This is a genomic window from Dysgonomonas termitidis (assembly GCF_054657735.1).
This window is the reverse complement of the sequence record NZ_BAAHYD010000002.1, coordinates 1,851,494-1,868,447: the sequence shown is the minus strand read 5'-3', so window position 1 is coordinate 1,868,447 and position 16,954 is coordinate 1,851,494. Positions and strand designations below refer to the sequence as shown.

General features: G+C 36.6%; 15 protein-coding genes, 1 tRNA gene and 1 pseudogene. 8 read left to right on the top strand and 9 right to left on the bottom strand.

The genetic code is table 11. The features are described 5' to 3' along the window. Nucleotides 1-3 precede the first annotated feature (3 nt). From ACYQ3L_RS11905 to ACYQ3L_RS11885, 5 genes are all read left to right on the top strand, one after another. A complete protein-coding gene (locus ACYQ3L_RS11905; protein WP_380000381.1) occupies nucleotides 4-285 on the top strand; it encodes a hypothetical protein in 282 nt (93 codons plus the stop codon). Then, nucleotides 282-1,724: a DNA primase family protein gene (locus ACYQ3L_RS11900; protein ID WP_380000379.1), complete on the top strand. Its 1,443-nt coding sequence runs from the start codon at nucleotides 282-284 to the stop codon at nucleotides 1,722-1,724. The genes ACYQ3L_RS11905 and ACYQ3L_RS11900 overlap by 4 nt, the downstream gene beginning before the upstream one ends. Before the next feature lie 119 nt (nucleotides 1,725-1,843). Continuing rightward, the gene (locus tag ACYQ3L_RS11895; protein ID WP_380000376.1) at nucleotides 1,844-2,914 is read left to right on the top strand and encodes a DUF6371 domain-containing protein; all 1,071 of its coding nucleotides are present in this window, start codon (nucleotides 1,844-1,846) and stop codon (nucleotides 2,912-2,914) included. A gap of 48 nt (nucleotides 2,915-2,962) precedes the next feature. Then, nucleotides 2,963-3,259 (top strand): hypothetical protein, encoded by a 297-nt coding sequence (locus ACYQ3L_RS11890; RefSeq protein WP_380000374.1) that lies wholly within the window; start codon nucleotides 2,963-2,965, stop codon nucleotides 3,257-3,259. Continuing rightward, complete coding sequence (locus ACYQ3L_RS11885) at nucleotides 3,249-3,440, top strand: hypothetical protein (RefSeq protein ID WP_380000371.1); 192 nt, start codon at nucleotides 3,249-3,251, stop codon at nucleotides 3,438-3,440. The genes ACYQ3L_RS11890 and ACYQ3L_RS11885 overlap by 11 nt, the downstream gene beginning before the upstream one ends. Nucleotides 3,441-3,833: 393 nt before the next feature. On the opposite strand, the gene ACYQ3L_RS11880 is transcribed toward ACYQ3L_RS11885, so the two are convergent. The 4 genes from ACYQ3L_RS11880 to ACYQ3L_RS11865 all read right to left on the bottom strand — a co-directional run bounded on the left by ACYQ3L_RS11880 (nucleotide 3,834) and on the right by ACYQ3L_RS11865 (nucleotide 8,997). Further along, nucleotides 3,834-4,004, bottom strand: a complete 171-nt coding sequence (locus ACYQ3L_RS11880; protein ID WP_380000369.1) for a hypothetical protein — start codon at nucleotides 4,002-4,004, stop codon at nucleotides 3,834-3,836. 322 nt (nucleotides 4,005-4,326) lie between these two features. Then, entirely contained in the window at nucleotides 4,327-5,607 is a 1,281-nt protein-coding gene (gene rseP, locus ACYQ3L_RS11875) for an RIP metalloprotease RseP (RefSeq protein WP_380000367.1), read from the bottom strand. 92 nt (nucleotides 5,608-5,699) lie between these two features. Further along, nucleotides 5,700-7,859: a peptidase domain-containing ABC transporter gene (locus tag ACYQ3L_RS11870; protein ID WP_380000365.1), complete on the bottom strand. Its 2,160-nt coding sequence runs from the start codon at nucleotides 7,857-7,859 to the stop codon at nucleotides 5,700-5,702. Continuing rightward, a complete protein-coding gene (locus tag ACYQ3L_RS11865; RefSeq protein ID WP_380000363.1) occupies nucleotides 7,843-8,997 on the bottom strand; it encodes an HlyD family secretion protein in 1,155 nt (384 codons plus the stop codon). The genes ACYQ3L_RS11870 and ACYQ3L_RS11865 overlap by 17 nt, the downstream gene beginning before the upstream one ends. Nucleotides 8,998-9,430: 433 nt before the next feature. On the opposite strand from ACYQ3L_RS11865, the gene ACYQ3L_RS11860 reads away from it, so the two are divergent. The 3 genes from ACYQ3L_RS11860 (at nucleotide 9,431) to ACYQ3L_RS11850 (ending at nucleotide 10,399) form a co-directional block, all read left to right on the top strand. After that, the gene (locus ACYQ3L_RS11860) at nucleotides 9,431-9,607 is read left to right on the top strand and encodes a hypothetical protein (protein ID WP_380000361.1); all 177 of its coding nucleotides are present in this window, start codon (nucleotides 9,431-9,433) and stop codon (nucleotides 9,605-9,607) included. Then, nucleotides 9,532-9,798 carry a putative polyvalent protein kinase domain-containing protein gene (locus ACYQ3L_RS11855; RefSeq protein WP_380000397.1) on the top strand — a complete coding sequence of 89 codons (267 nt, stop codon included), beginning with the start codon at nucleotides 9,532-9,534 and terminating at the stop codon, nucleotides 9,796-9,798. Before ACYQ3L_RS11860 ends, ACYQ3L_RS11855 begins: the two co-directional genes overlap by 76 nt. A gap of 133 nt (nucleotides 9,799-9,931) precedes the next feature. Then, nucleotides 9,932-10,399, top strand: coding sequence for a hypothetical protein (locus ACYQ3L_RS11850; protein ID WP_380000359.1), 468 nt, complete (start codon nucleotides 9,932-9,934; stop codon nucleotides 10,397-10,399). A 298-nt stretch (nucleotides 10,400-10,697) separates the two neighbouring features. Here ACYQ3L_RS11850 and ACYQ3L_RS11845 read toward each other — a convergent pair. The 5 genes and pseudogenes from ACYQ3L_RS11845 to ACYQ3L_RS11825 form a co-directional block, all read right to left on the bottom strand. Further along, nucleotides 10,698-11,272 (bottom strand): annotated as a pseudogene (locus ACYQ3L_RS11845) (ORF6N domain-containing protein). A gap of 1,877 nt (nucleotides 11,273-13,149) precedes the next feature. After that, nucleotides 13,150-13,467, bottom strand: a complete 318-nt coding sequence (locus ACYQ3L_RS11840; protein WP_380000357.1) for a type II toxin-antitoxin system RelE/ParE family toxin — start codon at nucleotides 13,465-13,467, stop codon at nucleotides 13,150-13,152. Further along, complete coding sequence (locus tag ACYQ3L_RS11835; protein WP_380000355.1) at nucleotides 13,464-13,694, bottom strand: hypothetical protein; 231 nt, start codon at nucleotides 13,692-13,694, stop codon at nucleotides 13,464-13,466. The genes ACYQ3L_RS11840 and ACYQ3L_RS11835 overlap by 4 nt, the downstream gene beginning before the upstream one ends. A gap of 431 nt (nucleotides 13,695-14,125) precedes the next feature. Beyond that, a tRNA-Leu gene (locus ACYQ3L_RS11830) sits at nucleotides 14,126-14,208 on the bottom strand. Nucleotides 14,209-14,831: 623 nt separating this feature from the next. Beyond that, nucleotides 14,832-16,940, bottom strand: coding sequence for a hypothetical protein (locus tag ACYQ3L_RS11825; protein ID WP_380000353.1), 2,109 nt, complete (start codon nucleotides 16,938-16,940; stop codon nucleotides 14,832-14,834). Between the last annotated feature and the right edge of the window lie 14 nt (nucleotides 16,941-16,954).

The window sequence follows — 16,954 nt, the reverse complement described above, 5'->3', positions numbered from 1 at the left end:
GCTATGAAAACGAAGTCAACTCAATTAAAGCCAAAAAGCCCCGTTCCGACGGGGCAAAGGCTTTATTATCAAAACAAAGGTAATCGTATTTCCCCGGTTATCCGACAGGCTAGGCGATTACTTTTATCAGGCAAATACATCTCCATCCGGACAGACAGTCTTTGTCTTTCCGGTTATATAGATAAGGTTATTTTCATACTGAAGTGTCGGGATGCAGCTTATGGATACAGACTATACCTGTCAGCCATGAATGACGGATATATAAAGAAAGGAGGCACGGGATGACAGGTACAATAGACGGCCTGAGAGCCCATATCTCAAATCTGGTCTTGTCAGCAAACGAACAACGCAAAGTAACGAATAAAGGCAAGCCCTGTCAAAGCGTGCTGTCCGGTTTGCTGAACCAGATAAAACGGGTTGACTTCCGGGAAAAAGCCGGATTGGACACAGACGAGAAAATATCACGGAAACTATATGTTGTTATTGCTATAGACAATATACTGGATATAGCGGTAGCCAACAAGTGGGGGCTATGTACTAAGGACGGCTTTATCTATGTGTTTAACTCCAAATACTGGCAGGCAATAAGCGCAGATGATTTTAAGCCGTTCCTCGCGGAAGCTGCCATGAAAATGGGTGTGCCGGAACTGGAAGCTAAATACCATCTGTTTAGGGATGAACTATACAAACAATTCCTTTCGGTTTCCAATCTGCCTACACTCGAAATTAAGCGCACAGTATTGGTTAACCTGCTTAACGGCACGTTTGAAATAACCGACAAACGGCAGGTGTTGAGAGAACCGGACAGGAAAGACTTTTTGAAATACCAATTACCTTTTGAATATGACGCCAATGCGGAATGCCCTCTTTTTGATAAATACCTCAACCGTGTATTGAAAGACGAGGATTGCAGAAAGGTACTGGCTGAATATCTGGGATACATCTTTGTGAACAGCCTGAAACTGGAGAAGGCTTTAATCCTCTATGGCAGCGGGGCAAACGGAAAAAGCGTATTCTTCGAAATCGTTAACGCAATATTGGGAGACGAGAATATTTGTTCATATTCATTACAGAACCTGACGAAGTATGACAGTTACCAAAGAGCCGAGCTATCGAACAAGTTGCTTAATTATGCGAGTGAGATAAACGGAAAGCTCGAAGCGTCCATATTTAAACAATTAGTGTCCGGTGAACCTGTCGAGGCAAGACAGATATATGGAAAGCCTTTTATAATGCGGGAGTATGGGAAGCTGATGTTTAACTGCAACGAACTGCCTAAAGAAGTGGAACAAACGAACGCTTTTTTCAGGCGCTTCATTATTATCCCATTTTCGGAAACCATACCCGAACATGAACAAGACCCGGAACTGGCAAAAAAGATTATAGATACAGAGTTAAGCGGGGTTTTCAACTGGATACTGGACGGATTGGAGCGCATACTGCAACAGAAGAAATTTACGCAATCGGCATTGGTTAAAGACCAAATCGATACTTACCGTAAAGAATCGGATAACGTGGCTATGTTCATTGATGAAGAAAACTATACCCAGACCAATGGAAACCCGAATGTATTATTGAAAACGATATACGACGGCTATAAAATGTACGCCGTAGAGAATGGATATAAGGTCTGTAGTATAAGGAGTGTATCGGAAAGGATAAAGATGTTGGGTTTTACGACCGAAAAAACAAGAAACGGAATAATAGTTTATGCAAAAAAATAAAGTTTGTTTTCATCGTCACGAATGTCACGAACGTCACAGGATAAGCCTAATGTGTGATACATGTGACGCACGTGACGCAGGAAAAAGAAAATATTTTTTCATTCAAAAAACAGATAACGATGTATAAATTAGAGAAATATATAAATAAAAGTCAAAAACACGAATGCCCGGCATGCGGAAAGCGTTCGTTTGTCCACTATGTCGATGAGGCAAACAAACCCTTATATCAAACGGCAGGAAGGTGTGACCGTGAGGATAGCTGTGGGTATCATTACACGCCTAAAGAATACTTTGCTGATAATCCGGCGGACAGAGATTTGAACCCTCCGGCATGGAAAGGCAGGAAGCCCAAGCCTGTCAAAATGGTAACTCCTCAACCAATAGGGACTATCCCTATGAAGTACATTTTTGACGGTTGCAAGAACCGGAACAGCGACTTTGTAAACTTCTTATTCTGCCTGTTTGATTGGGAAACGATAAAGGATATTACCGACCCCTATTTTATAGGCTGCACGAAAAACAGGGCAGTCATATTCCCACAAATTGACGAACAAGGGAAATGCAGGACGGCAAAGATACAGAAATACAATCCCGAAACAGGAAACAGGATAAAGGACGAACCGGGGGCGGTTAACTGGATGCACAGCATACTAAAGAAGAAAGGCGAACTTCCCGGCGGTTACAATTTGCGGATGTGCCTGTTCGGGCTGCACCTCATCCGCTCGGAAAGGAACAAAGGTAAAGTTGTATGCATATGCGAGAGTGAAAAATCGGCGGTCATAGCATCCGGCGCAATGCCTGAATACTTATGGATGGCTGCCGGGGCACTCGGTTGGCTCAACATTGATAAATTAAAGCCTCTCCGGGACAGATGTATTATCCTGTTCCCCGATACATCAGCCACAGGAAAAGCCTTTGAGAAATGGACGCAGATAGCTGATGAGGCAAGGTCGCAGGGGTATGACATCCATGTATCCACCATGTTGGAGGATGAATGCTCCGGTGAGCAAAAAGAACGGGGGTACGATATAGGCGATTACCTCATTGACAACAGGCTAAGGACAGCAGCCAAAGAAAAACCGGAGAGACAGCTCTCTGAAGCCGGAATACGATTAGCCGGAATGCAGAAGTTAAACCCTGTATTGACACTATTAATTGATAAACTGGATTTGGAGGTGATCAATAATTAGGGTAAATATAATATTCATATCTAAAGTAGAATAAAATAGAAACGGTATATGAGGGCAAAAGGGACACAAAAGACAGGCGGGCGGGCAAAGGGAACGCCCAATAAAGTAACATCTGATTTAAGGACGTGGATAAATGAATTGTTGAATGATAACAGGAAACAATTTGCAAAGGACTTGCAGGCATTGGAGCCTCATCAACGGGTAATGATATTTGAGAAGCTGTTATCTTATGCAGTGCCCAAGATGCAGAGCGTTGAGGCTAAAATCGACCTCGACACCTTATCAGATGAACAATTAAATATAATTATTGCAGAACTTACAAAAAATATTGACGATGAAGAATAAAGATATAAACAAGCCTTTAGACAGGGAGGCAAAAATAATGTTGTTACAGATATTACAACGGGGCTTTTTTACGCAGGACGATATTAATTACCTGCATGCCAATCATTATGTTCCGGCATTGACGATTATAAAAACATACGAGGGTTGCCCTGACGATATGCAGGAAGAAGATGTATATTAAATTAATAATCAATGAGCAGATTAATGTAAAAGCAACTAAATAAAAAGGTGAACGTTCCTTTATTGAGTATTTTAAGTGCATTTATGTCTATTATTTAGCAAAAAATGTACATGGCAATTTTTTAATATTATATAGATAATAATTCCACTTATCATAGTTGCCATTATATCATAATAATCTGATATCTTGTGAAAGCAACCATCAACACAACATGGTACAATTTTGAGAAATGCCTGAATAATACCGAATACTACACTAAATAAACTGGAAATGAAAATTATATCCTGTGGGATAAAGAAAAAGGTTGGATTTTACTTGAATCCAACCTTCTATATACTTCCACTTTTGGGGTCAATTGCAGTGTATATTTTTGATATAATTAGCTAAGAAATTTTACGCCCAAATTTCGTTAGGTCTCGAATCCGCAGTCCAGCCTGTTACATCCCAACCCCATCCATTCATTAAATAATCTATAAACCAATGTCCTCCTTCTAACTCTCTCATTTCTTTTTGAGTTAATTCAGTCAGTTCTACTGCTGATTCATTTAATTTTTCAACTTTCATGGTGATAAAAATTACATTATTGTGTCTACTCTTTTAAGGATTTTCGACATCTTCCCTATTCTTAGCTACATTTTATCATAATTTTGTGATAAATTAAACAAAATGTAGATTATTTTTCAAAGTTAAAAATAAAAATATAAAATCCAACTGATAATAAACAAAAAAAGACAGAAGTTAAGATTTTGCTAAAAATAGAATAATTTTTGTATTTCTTAATAAAAATATAAATACCTAAAGGTGGAAATAGTACAAGCAATACAAATAAAAAAATATTGGGAAAATTATTAAAATTCATAATGTTAAGTATTAAGTAGTATGGTAATTATATTAAATTCACAATATCATTAATTATAGCAAACAGCATTAATCCTAAAATTAGAACCATTCCTATAGTAAGAATTACAGTTTGAACTTTTTCCGACAATTTTCTACGTGTGATAGTTTCAAATAAAATAATGAGTATATGTCCTCCATCTAATCCAGGTATTGGTAAAATATTCATAAAACCTATCACTAAAGACAGCATAGCGGTTATATTTATAAAACGTTCTATGCTAGTATCATCCCCGTATATCTTTGCTATACCGATTGGGCCGGATACACTTTTTGTACTAACTTCTCCTGTAAAGATCAATTTCAAACTAATAACATTAGTGTATAATAATTCAAATGAAGATTTACAACCACTAATAAGAGCAGAAAAAAACGAATACTTTTGATATTTTATAGGGACACTGAATATAATACCTAAATAAGCCTCATTTTGTAAAGAAACTTTTGCTTGTTTTACAATACTTCCACTTTCATATTCAATCAATATTGAATCGTTTCTATTAATATTTTGCAGCTTTTCTTGAAATTCAGCAATAGAAGTTATCTGGATTGTGTCCAGTTTAAGAATTAAATCTTTTTTTTGCATATTTATTCTTTCAGCTAAAGAACCAGATTGAACATTTTCAATTATTGGAAGAAAGTTCATCGGCGAGATAAATTTCTTTCTGACGGCATCCATAAAAGACACCTTACCAGTGAGGTCTATTTCAACTATTTGATTATTTCGTTCTACTAGAAAAGTGCCTTTATAAAAATCTAAAGGTGAAATAGATGAATAATTATCTATATTATGATTGTTTAATTTTAAGATTTTATCACCCGACTGAAAGCCTAGATTTTCGCCTGCTTGATAAGCATAAATACCATTCTTTAGTTCATCATTAGGTATAAATTCTTGATTTAAGGTTAGACCTGTAATTAACCCGATACCTAAAATAAAATTAAGAATAACACCAGCCGATAAAATGATTAACCTTTGCCAAGCAGGTTTATACCTAAACTCATGATCTTTATCTGTACTATTTGCTAATCCCTCTAAATCAAATGATTCATCAATCATTCCTGACATTTTTACATATCCCCCTAGAGGAAACCAGCCTATACCAAATTCTGTTCCATTCTTTTTAATGCTAAATAATTTTTTACCGCCAATATCAAAAAACAGATAAAATTTTTCAACCTTGACTTTAAATAATTTCGCAGCTAAAAAGTGACCTAATTCATGTATAAATACAATCACACTTAACCCTACTAGGAGTTTTATAATCATTAATATCATTTTGTACCAATTAAATTTTACTTTTATAAAAATAGGCAACAAATATAGTAAAATATGAGATAACTATTCGAATTCCAGTCAAACTAAATTAAACTAGGGATCTGTTTCTGCCACATATTATAATACACCGTACCCTCCTTGTAGAGTTGTATATGTGTTCCTTCTTCTATCAGTTTTCCTTTTTCCAGTATCACAATCTTATCCGCCGACATCACCGTACTTAACCGGTGGGCGATAATAATAACCGTTTTTCCTTGCCTGTTATAATCCAGTATCGCCTGCTGTACATAATGTTCCGAAACCGAATCAAGCGAAGAAGTCGCCTCATCCAGTACCAGTATTTCAGGATTGCGGTACAATGCCCGTGCAATGGCAAGCCTCTGCCGTTCCCCGCCTGACAAGCCGACACCATGCTCGCCGATACGGGTTGCAAAGCCTTTGGGGAGGTTTTCTATGAATTGTATAATACCCAGATTCTTGCAAATATCTATAATACGCTCCATATTGGGATTAAACTCTCCCAGAGCAATATTTTCTATTATCGTTCCTGAAAACAAGTCCAGTTGCTGGGGAACGGTAGCTACATGAGCACGCATACTTTCGGTACTGAAATAGTCTGTATTATGCTGTCCGATATATATCTTTCCGTTATTTAAGGGATATAGCTTTTGCAGTAGTACAGCAAGTGTTGTTTTTCCCGAGCCGCTTTCCCCGATGATAGCCGTTATCTTTCCTTTGGGTATCGTTAATGTAAAGTCTTTGAATACTTCGGTGCGTGTGCCGTAGCTGAATGAAATACTGTCAAAAATGATAGTATCGTTCAATTCCGGAGTAAACTCTATCTTTTCTTTTTCATTATCGCTTTCACTCTCCAAGTCCATTATCTCAAAAAGGCGGTCTGCCGCTATCAGTGCATTCTGTATTGTCTTGTTCACACCAATAAGTGATGCTACAGGAGACGTAAAATAACCTATTATTGCATAGAACGAAAACAGTGTTCCGGCTGTCAGTTCATTATCCAGCACCAGATAGGAACCGAACCACAACAATATCACAGTGAAAAGGAAATTGATAAAGCCGGAGCTTTCATTAGAAAATATAGAGTTAACTCCTGAACGGTAGATTGTATTGAGCAGCTTAATAAAGCGGGTTTCCGTTTTTATATTCGCAAACTCCTCTATACCGAATTGCTTAATAGTCTTTACCGAGTTCAGCGACTCAACTAACTGGCTCTCCAGTTCGGCTGCATCTTCCATTACTTTGCGCTCCTGCTTTTTGTTCAGTTTATTTATTGCAATATAGATAACAGCATACAGGGGTATTGTGATAAGCATGACCAAAGCCAGCTTCCAGCTATATATAAACATCAGTATAAAGGAGAACAGCACAATAAAAACATTAACGACTAAGGAGATAGCCACATCGTTAATGAACGTTCTGATTTTTACAGCATCATTGACACGGGATATAATCTCCCCGACACGCATCGTATCGAAAAAGCGTTGTGGAAGGTTCAATAAATGCTTATAATAGCCTAATATCAGGCGGGCGTCTATCTGCTGTCCCGTGTTCAGCATAAACAGGCTTTGGAATACAGCAAGCAACAATCTTAGTATCAGTATTACCAACATACCTACGCCCATCAGGTTTAATAGGTTGGTGTTTCCACCTACCAGCACATAATCTGTTATTTTACCGATATAAAAAGAAGTGGATAAGCCCAGTATGGTATAGAGTATAGCCCCTGTCAGACATTGTAGGAGTGTACCCTTATGTGGACGTAAAAGGAAGAAAAAGCGGGACAGGTTCGATATTTTCTCGTTTGACGGTTTAAAGTTTTCACTGGGGACAAGCAGGATAAGTACACCAGTCCATATCTTTGCAAAATCTTCAATACCTGTCCTGTGCATTTCACCGTCTGCCGGATCCATATATTCTATTTTATTTTTTGAGACAGAATAGATTACCACATAATGCTGATACATTTCTTTCATAATGACAAGTGCTATTGCCGGAAGCGAGATATTCGGTAACGCATTCACACTACCTTTCATACCTTTTGCCTCAAATCCTAGTTGTTTGGCTGCCTCAACCATACCCAATACGGTTGTACCACGTTGGTTTGTTCCTGCTATCTGGCGGATACGAGATAATGGCAATTTCAATTTGTAATGTTCTGAAACAGATGCCAAACATGCAGCCCCGCAATCCGTTATATCACGCTGTTTAATCTTTATTCCCATCGTTTTTTATTTTTGGATTCATCCAGTTATCTATTTCGTCAAATAACAATTGTGCCAAAGATCGCCTTGTCAGGTAAAACCTGCCTGTAACGTTCATGCCTTTTTTCATATAGCCTTTATAACCGTTGGGTAACTCCAGATAGTTCCGATTTATTGCACACCTGACACGAAAATAAGGTTGGTTATTCATTTCTACGATGTCGGGTAAGACTTCAGTGACTTCTCCCGATAGCAATCCCCATTGCTGGTAATTGTAGGCGTCGGCTTGTATCTGCACTTTTTGTCCTTTTGAAATATAACCGATATCTACAGGCGATATATAACATTCGGTCATCAGCGAATCGGCTGTCGTTATTTTTGCTATAACCTGTCCTGATGGCTGGAAATTGCCTGCCTGTATACCGTTGTACTGTACAACAGTACCGCTGACCGGAGCAGTTATGACATATTGCGTTTTCCGTTTTTGCAGTTGCAACAATTGGGAGTTCAGGTCTTTGTTCTCGTATTCGAGGCGTGTTTTTTCTGCCTGCCAACTGTTTATCTGTTGTTGCTTTACTAATGCCTTTTGAGATTCGGCTGTTTTGTAACGGCTTTCAGTTTGCTGGTAATCGTATTTTGCTTCTACTCCTTTTTCGTATAATTCTTTAGATATGACGTATTCGTTCTGTACCTGTGATAGCGCAATATCCTGTTCCGCTAACTTTGCTCTGTATTGGGCTACTTCTGTTTGGTATTTAGGTGTAACAGCAGAAAATGAACCATTAACCAACCTGTCAATGTCATGGATAAATAAACTGTTTTCTATTTGTTTTTCAAGCAATCTGTTAATTTGCTCGTCCAATTCATCAGTACGGAGCCATATCAGGGTATCGCCTTTGGCTACTTGTTTATTTTCATAGATAATTGTTTGGATAACCTCAGCATAAATAGCCGACTGGATGCTGTTGTTTTCCTCCGGGGTACGGATAATACCCCTGCTTTGTGTGGATACGTCCACATAGACAAAAGGCAGGCTAACTAATACAGCTATTAAGCTAACAATAATAATGAAATAAATAATTTTTGATTTTGAATGGCGTTTCGTCCAGTGTATTTGCACAGTGTTCTCCATAATCCCGACAGGGAATAATTGCTTCATACAGCAAAGTTTATTTTCCTCTGATTCCCTAAAAGAATATTATTACATAAAGAAAAGAAAGCGTGGAATCATTGCCATACTGTATCAACCATAAAATCTAGTGTGTTAAAACTAGATCTCGCAATGAATAACAATAAGCCAAACACTTTCTATGTTTGTTTTATATTAAAATGTCTGCCTGTTATAACTAACAGACACGGCAAATATAATCATTATTCTTAACACGTCTAGTGTTTTTGTTCCCAAAGTGGGCTGTTGCATGTTGCAAATGTAAAATTTTAATTTAAAAATCTGCTAAAATATAACCTGATATAAAAACTTCTTATTCGGTAATGCTCCATATACAATAAAGTCAGCCTGTCGAGCAACGTGTTACCAAACAGTTAATAGGAGAAGAAAATATGTTACCTTTAGAACCGAAAAAAACAAAGTAATGGACAAGAACAACAACCCGGAATACCTGAACGAGTTCCACAAAGAACAAACGGAACAAGGATTGAATCAGGTAGCGGCTTGGGCAGAGAATCCGATGACATTCGAACAGAAGTTAGAACAGCAGAAGATGTTGGACGAACAGCGAGCCAGGCGGGAAGCAAACGGGAACAGCTAACAGAACTTGAAAACCTGTCAAAAGAAAATGGCTTATGGATCGATGATATAAGCCAATTCGGTAGAGAACTGCCCAGGGGAGGTGAAAATGAAGTTTATTATAAAGGGGATGGTGTAGTACACAAGTTGAATAACTTCGAATACGCTGGAGATAATACAACTAATTTCTTTGACCGTATCGATATCCATTAAAACAACATTATAATAATTTCGTATTTAGATGTAAATATGCTCTCTGGGATAAAACAAGAGGATCGATATTCAATAGATTTGAACATGGTAGAAGTTTTGATAATTCACTATATTTACCACATATATTTTTAGTATGGCATATACAAAAACAGATAAAATAAAGGCTGTTACATGGTACAGGGATAACGGGAAAAACTGTATCAAAACCGCATCAAAATTTGGTGTAGGAACGGCTACGATAAACAGGTGGCTTAAATGTTACAAGGATATATTGGAAGCGGGAGAAAAATCCACGTATAGAACACGTATAGAACACATGCGGGCAAACAATATTATCCGTTTTGAGGAGAAGCAAACACATTTAGCAGAGCAAGCCTGTGAACTGGCTTATAACAAACTTATGGAATTAATCCCTGTCGAAAAAGACATCAATAAACTAGTCGCTATTATAGATAAGCTTAATCCCTTAAAGCTACAGGGACTTAACAGGGATAATAAGGTTAATTCACAAACGGAACTGGACGAGATACTTGAATCCTATAATAAGAAATGGCGCGAATCCTGTAAGATAATAGATGTAGAGGGGGAAGAATTAAGTTGATTCAGATTCAATTATTATATTCTATGTAGGTTAGGCTTTGTCAAGATTATTTCTTTTTCGATTGCTTCACATTTAAATTCGGACTTATATCTAATTTTTCGGACTTTTTCATACAAGTCCGAATTTATAAAACAATAATATACAATCTTTTAATTGGCATAATGCATATTTATGCATAAAATTCGGACTTAATTTTTTCGTACTAACTAGCGGGAAAAAGGGAGTCGGGGAACCTCCGATATAAATTGCGGGGAAGAACCTAGGATATATTTATAGACCGTTTATTTATATTTAAACATTACTCTTTCGGCTTAATATATCCCACAGGTTTCCGGGGTTTGGGTTCATCCTGTTTATTCTGCCTTGCTGCCAATTCCGACAATGCAACATATATTTCATCAAAAGATTTTTGATTATCTTCATTTATATCGTTATAATCTGCAAATACTTCTTCAATATACGCTTTAAGTCCTTTTACTTCATCTTGTAATCGTTTCACTTCATTGATAGGTGAAAATGCCAGAAGTTGTCTAACAGCTACAAAAGCTCGCATAATTCCTATATTTATTTGTATCGCTGTTTTGGAATTAAGGACACTACTCAACATTGCTACACCAAGTTCAGAGAAAGCGTATGGTTTACGCCTTACTCCCATATTGACAGAATTGGACATCACAATTTGTGATTTCCAATAGTTCATTTCTTCATCCGTTAGTTGAAACATAAAACGTCAGGGAACCGTTCTATATTACGTTTTACAGCTTGATTTAATACTCTGGTTTCCACTTGGTACATCTCTGCTAAATCTCGATCCAACATCACTTTTACTCCCCTTATCTCGTATATCTTACTTTGTATAACCGATAGTTCCATATCCTGATTTCCTTCGTTTATCTCTAAATCGTAATCGTAAAGATAAATAAATTAACACTACAATATCATAAGCGGATTATTTTTGTTACCCACTATATTTTTAAAGGTAGTTTTGTATATCCATTATCTGTAATATAATTGGGCAGTCTAATTTTGGATAGCCTCTCAACACTTGTTCTGATTCAGTACAGTAACCTGTCATTAAGCCGTCTGTATCCCGGATAATTCAAAACATCTATTCGTTAGATAATTTTCTGATACTGAACACCTACCCAATTTTGGGGAGTCATAAATATTCGTCATTCTTGTTCGATATACCACACGCTGTACATTTTCACTATCTTAACGGATATAGGGTTTCTTTTCCGCCAGATGCTATACAGCTTGTATCAACAGCAATAGATAATACAGACAAATTTTAGGCTGTTACAGCTGATAGGGAATAAGGCATAAGGTACTTTATCTCTATGTTTCATATAAAGAGGATTATTCAATTTACCAAGTCTCATAAATAAACTCAGAGTATTTACAACACATAGCATTAACAGCAGAACCGGTTAAAATAACAGGAGACGAAATAAATAGATATTAATTTGATATACAAATATTTAGGCTCAACTTGTTTTTGTTATTTCTGTATTTAACAAAAATAGAGCCTGTGTGGACGGATGATAAGCTACCACTATCGGCTTCCGGCATATGTACCGTTGGTTGCAAATTGCTTTATTATTCTTGTGGATATCTTTGTTTTCACACCCTTATTGCTTACATGTTGCCTGTTATTACAGGGTAATTGCTTACAGACTGTCAATTTCTTGTAATAATAACCATGTTAGAGTCTGTAAGTTGTAAATATCGGGATATCCGGTATTCTTTCCACTTCTCTTTCAATAACTTAATATCTTTTTGATATTAATTCTAACTTCCGAAAAACTTTTCATTGCGTATGCTGTTTAAAAGATGTAGTTTTGTAAAATTTGTGAAGGTTGGGAAGTTAACGAAGTGATTTTGTGGACTTCCTTTTTTGTTTATTTGGGGTTTAGGATTGTTTAAATTTTATTTGTTCCGGTTTTCAAGACATAAAGAGACTGCAACTTATAGAGTTGATGTAAAGTTGTTGCTGTTGTTGCTGTCAGTTTTGCACCTATTACAACTCGTTTACTAATAGATAGCTACTACCTATAAACTATATAATATAGCAGGATGGTTGCTTACAGATTAATAAGAATATTATTACTTTTGGTTGCATAAATCTTTTATCTGTTCCTTTGTTCTTATTATATACAGGCAGCAGAACCGGAAATAAATAATACAATAGGGCTACTTTCGCTGATTTCTGAATTTGTCCGCCATATATGTGAATATAAACATTTATAGGTAGATTTACAGATAATTAAAATAAAACTGTTCTATAAATTCCTGTATTTATCAAGTCGTAAAGAATAGGATTACATAACTATCAGGTCACCTTTGCCATCCCGCCGCTTGTCTGCTGTTCTTGTTATTGCTATCTTCACAGGCAACTGACACGAGCTAAAAGCAACTCCGGACAGCGACTACAATCGTAAAAATAACAAAGAACGGGTATAAATGGCATAAACGCATATTTATTTAATATACAGTATATTATATGCAGTCCATTTTTATTATTTCTGTATTTTACAAAAATAAAAATTTGATTTTACTGTGTACAATTTATAACACAGACAATATGTAAACTGAAGAAGAATAAATATCAAATAAAGTTATATAAACATTGCAAAAATAGAACAAGTACAATAACACAACACCCTCCTTTCACAGCATCACAGAAATAAAGTTGTAAAAGGTTAACATAAACTGCTTACAAACTATTATTGGTTGGAGAAAACTTCTTCTTACTTTATTCGTTCTTTCATCTGTTTAGGGTCTTTCCGGCAGTCAAAAATATCAACAATATAAACTGTATCACCTTCGACCCGATAAATAATCTTGTAGTTATTACGTCCTCTTATTAAATATCGGTATTCGCCTATAACCTTTACCAAATTGCTCTCGATAGCTCCCGATTGTGGGAACTGTTCCAGTTGAGATACATCAAGAATATCCTGGATTAGGTTCAACGCAATGGATACACTTGTATTATCCAACAAATATTGATAAATGAGTGCCAACTCATTTCTTGCTGAAGTAGTCCAGACAACCTTTGTTTTCACAGACCTAAATGTTTTCTTACTTCATCGGTAGTATGAACTCGTCCCGACATAATATCTTTTTCTGATTTTTGTATACGGGCTTCCAGCTCCTCAACGGTAAAGCGTTTTACTTTTGGCGAGAAACTTTTTAAAACTTTTTCTATTTTTTCTATAACAGATGCATCATCCACCATTGATATTTCTTCTGCAATAAGCCGTTTTCTTGCTTCTAAACTAATTATATTCATAATCATTCAAATTATTCATTACAAATATATGATAAACTAGCACACTATGTATATTAATTAACTAAAAAATATGCCTGATTTATAGAGAAAATACACTCAATTCTAATAGATTATATAGATAAATGCTTTAAAGAATATTGAAATAAGCTTTTCTATAATATTACTGCAATATAATAGAATCTATCTCTGAATCTATTGCTTGTTTTGTGTACAAATAATACATCCTTTAAAATATTTATCGAAAATAAATTATATATTTGTTCCGAGATAAATGCCAAATGGTATTATTTTAAATGCAAGAAAGCACCTCGAATGATAATAATTTTGGGGTGCTTTTCCATTGCATTGAAATATTTCGCCAAAAAGTCGCCAAAAACACAAAAGAAAAAACGCTAATCAATTGATAAATCAATGATTAGCGTTTGATATTGTACTCGGAGCGGGACTTGAACCCGCACAACCTAATGGTCACAAGATTTTAAGTCTTGCGTGTCTACCATTCCACCATCCGAGCAGCCTAAGAGCGAAATATGGGACTTGAACCCATATTTGCTATATAAGTAAAAATTATTATTCTCTGAAATTGACTTAAAGACTCGGCACCGATTTAGTACCTTTATTCTGTCTCATATTGTCGCGCAAGCGTCCTCTGGCAACCTGCTTTCTTTTCGGGTTCAAAAGTAGGTTCTTTTTTTTAATTACACAAATTTCAAAGTCAAATTTATATGTTTTATAAAGTAAATAATACAATGCATACTACAAAAAGTTCGAGCTTTATAAGTCAAAGGTTTAAAATATAAGATTCAATACTTACTAGTATTTTTAGAAATTTAGTGGTAAGTTTAAATGAACAGACTTTTAATTTGAAAACAGGTTTGTCGTGGGACAGCCTTTCCCGTCTTTTTACTTATCTTTTCAGATGTATTTCTTATCCATTTCGAATTTTTTACTCGTTCTATGAAATGTGTCCTCGTAAATGCTTATTTCCGACCTGATCCGAAGAGCAGTTATTTACAATAAGCACCTACAGTCAGGGCAGAAGAGTTTTTATTCGTCCCTCTCCATACTTCTTCTTCATAAATTATCCTATACAATTATAATAATCAGAATGAATAAAATTTAAATGGGCCCTGAGATTCAAGGTAACGGCAGCAGCCCTTCCCATCTTACATCCCAATTTCCATCTTTGGGAAATCCCGGGTTAGGAATATCATTACCATCCCATCCCGCACACATTAGGGCAATGGTTGTAAGCAATCCTCCATTACCCGGTAAATATACACGTAAATCTTTATTCTGAAAATTATGACCATTATTTAAATATGTGTTAGTTTGCTTATCCATCAACAATATATCGATGGCCTTTTGAGCCTCCCCTAACCGCACAGCAGTCATAGCAGTCATTGGATAATCCCATCCCCAGGTTTGATCCCAATTCCAATTCTTTAAGACCCAATCCAAAGTATTACTCATGATCTTTCTATCTACCAGATGGCATTGAGGAATTATACCTAAAGATCCTAATACACTCATATGGTCTGTGGTATAACGTTCATTGGCATAGTCTTTACCCACCGATTCGGCCGCAGGATAAATACCGTCTTCTGAATAAAGAGGAGATAACTTTTTAATCAGATCGTCCCATTCCATACAACGGTCGAGCCCTGAGCGTTCACGCCATTTCTGGGCTATTTCCAATCCTACGGCCCAATAACACATTTCAAACGGGGAGTTCACTGTGTTCCGTGGGTCAAATCTCTCCTGAGCAGGTATATAACCTTTCAATATGTAACAATCATTCTCTATATCATAGCTGGCAAACGAATATATAAATTCTGCTGTTTGCTGGATCATATCTTTGTATTTATCAACTATTTTTTGTGAAGGCTCAGCTCTGTATAATAACTCTGATAAATAGATAGGGTGAGGTTGCTGCCATATTAAAAAAGGACCAATATACGATGGCGTATCCATACCTGAAGGGTCGGTCATTTTCATCCATCTTACTCCGCCGAAGCCTTGTCGAACCGCAATTTCCCGGGCTATAGGTAATACATTTATATACCAGTTCAGCGTGTTGCTCAACCATTCAGGATGTTGCCAAAGGGCAAAATGCGATTGATGCCACCACACCATCTCTAAATGAAATTTACCATACCAGGAATTATAAGTCAAACCTGTTTCCTGCGGAGGGCTTCCGCCTGCACATTGGGTAGCGAGCAGATACTGGGATAGTACCACCCGGCGTTCCAATTCTTTAGCCCAGGGATCTTTGCATAACGAAAAATCTACAACGGCCGATTTATTCCAGAAGGAGTTCCAGTATCGAGCCGATAATTGCAGTATATCGTCAGATGAAAGCGAATCACCGGCATCTCTTTTTTGTGAAAATGTACAGACCAGATGGAGATCATTGCTTTTAGACGATAATGTAAAATAATTCTTCTCCTTTTCGGAAAAGTCTGCTTCATAGTCCCATTTTATTGTCACATAATAGATAGTTTCGTCAATCTGACGTTTCAAAATAACCTGATGTTTATCCGAATGAATAATAGAAGTCTGGTGCAAATCGTTCTTATCCCATTCGCAACCATCGGATATATTCTTATCTGAAGGATAAGCAAAGCAGAATTTCACAGATGGCTTGGCGTTTGAATGGATAGACACCCCTATTGCATCTTTCTGTGGATGACAAACTGTTCTGACATCAAACTGCTGGTCTCTGATCGTAAAGCTACTTTTTATTATTCCATCCCACATGTCTAATTGTTGCGAAATATTCTTCAATTCAGAAGCTTTTACACCCTCATCCAACGCTAGTCCTATATTCCCCAAGTGTATACGGTGGGGATTTGCCCTGAACCAGTTTGCTGCTACTTTCGAATCTGCTGACTCATCTTTCTGTATAGCATAATATTCTACTTTGCCGCGTCCAAAGTCAAACGGTTTTAATATATCCTGAAAGGTGAATTCTTTAAGATTAGGCTTACTATGCCACCCCCAATCAGACTGTGTTCCCAATGGAATACCATTTTTGTACAAATCAGGAAATGTTTGCAATCCGGTAGCATCTACAGTAAAGGCAAAGCCTCCGTTCCCAATAGTAAAGGAAGATAGTGTATCGACATTTACCACTGAAGGGTTGTTTCTGTTAACCAGGGATTTCCTGTCGATTTTAGACTCATTATCCTTGTATCCGAAAAGGGATATTAATAATATAATATAAGGAAAGATATTGATAGACATCGATTTATCATTTT

Bases quoted from the DNA above. Each gene is read 5' to 3' on its own strand.
- ACYQ3L_RS11860 (WP_380000361.1), top strand. From the start codon at position 9,431: ATGGACAAGAACAACAACCCGGAATACCTGAACGAGTTCCACAAAGAA.
- ACYQ3L_RS11850 (WP_380000359.1), top strand. From the start codon at position 9,932: ATGGCATATACAAAAACAGATAAAATAAAGGCTGTTACATGGTACAGG.
- ACYQ3L_RS11900 (WP_380000379.1), top strand. From the start codon at position 282: ATGACAGGTACAATAGACGGCCTGAGAGCCCATATCTCAAATCTGGTC.
- ACYQ3L_RS11870 (WP_380000365.1), bottom strand. From the start codon at position 7,859: ATGGGAATAAAGATTAAACAGCGTGATATAACGGATTGCGGGGCTGCA.
- rseP (WP_380000367.1), bottom strand. From the start codon at position 5,607: ATGATTATAAAACTCCTAGTAGGGTTAAGTGTGATTGTATTTATACAT.
- ACYQ3L_RS11895 (WP_380000376.1), top strand. From the start codon at position 1,844: ATGTATAAATTAGAGAAATATATAAATAAAAGTCAAAAACACGAATGC.
- ACYQ3L_RS11885 (WP_380000371.1), top strand. From the start codon at position 3,249: ATGAAGAATAAAGATATAAACAAGCCTTTAGACAGGGAGGCAAAAATA.
- ACYQ3L_RS11880 (WP_380000369.1), bottom strand. From the start codon at position 4,004: ATGAAAGTTGAAAAATTAAATGAATCAGCAGTAGAACTGACTGAATTA.
- ACYQ3L_RS11890 (WP_380000374.1), top strand. From the start codon at position 2,963: ATGAGGGCAAAAGGGACACAAAAGACAGGCGGGCGGGCAAAGGGAACG.
- ACYQ3L_RS11835 (WP_380000355.1), bottom strand. From the start codon at position 13,694: ATGAATATAATTAGTTTAGAAGCAAGAAAACGGCTTATTGCAGAAGAA.
- ACYQ3L_RS11905 (WP_380000381.1), top strand. From the start codon at position 4: ATGAAAACGAAGTCAACTCAATTAAAGCCAAAAAGCCCCGTTCCGACG.
- ACYQ3L_RS11865 (WP_380000363.1), bottom strand. From the start codon at position 8,997: ATGAAGCAATTATTCCCTGTCGGGATTATGGAGAACACTGTGCAAATA.
- ACYQ3L_RS11825 (WP_380000353.1), bottom strand. From the start codon at position 16,940: ATGTCTATCAATATCTTTCCTTATATTATATTATTAATATCCCTTTTC.